Here is a 683-nt window from a genome sequence, read left to right on the forward strand (position 1 = left end):
GGCGTTATGTGCCACCAGAGTTTTGAGGCAATAAATTGAAGTATAAAGACTTGTCGAAAATTGCACTAGATCCATACAGCACAGATAAGAGTATCGATTTACTCAAGCTGCATGGGGTTAGTGCGCCTGATTCTGTAATTGAACAGTTTTATATTGATCATAATGCCAACAGTCGCTTTTTAGCTCTCTACGGTGATCTATCACTTCCTGATCTAAAGTGGGAGCTAGTTGATTTTGATACGACGAAGTTTTTGCAGATAGGTAGCAACGCTTCATTTCCTGATTTCCTTGAGGAGGTATCTGAAGATGCATCGCATTTCAACGACGTCGGAGAGGCTGTGATTGATTGCCGAGAGGAAGTACTCAATCATTGGAAAAAGCACGGCACTTGGTTAACGCCACCGATATTTCTAGATGCAAATGTTCTTAGTGGTAAATCTGGCATGCCTCATTTAGTTGAGGGGCATTCAAGGGTTGGGTGCCTGCTTGGTATTCAAAAATATAAAATCATTCCTTTGGCTGACAGGCACAAAGTGTATTGGGGCTATATTCGCAAAGGCACATAACAAATTGTTCAAGAGTGATTCGGCACGCGTGGCATTTTTGCTATGCGTCAGGTTTAGCGGTTAAGGTGGTATGCAGAGGCTTCGGTATTGCGTGCCTCACACCTTAACAAGGCGTTA

General features: G+C 43.0%; 1 protein-coding gene. It reads left to right on the forward strand.

The genetic code is table 11. The features are described from left to right. Positions 1-35: 35 nt before the first annotated feature. The gene (locus OH458_RS21950) at positions 36-566 is read left to right on the forward strand and encodes a hypothetical protein (protein WP_269979855.1); all 531 of its coding nucleotides are present in this window, start codon (positions 36-38) and stop codon (positions 564-566) included. Positions 567-683 lie beyond the last annotated feature (117 nt).

The sequence above is a fragment of the Vibrio sp. MarTm2 genome, from assembly GCF_027587055.1.
GTDB lineage: Bacteria > Pseudomonadota > Gammaproteobacteria > Enterobacterales > Vibrionaceae > Vibrio > Vibrio sinaloensis_D.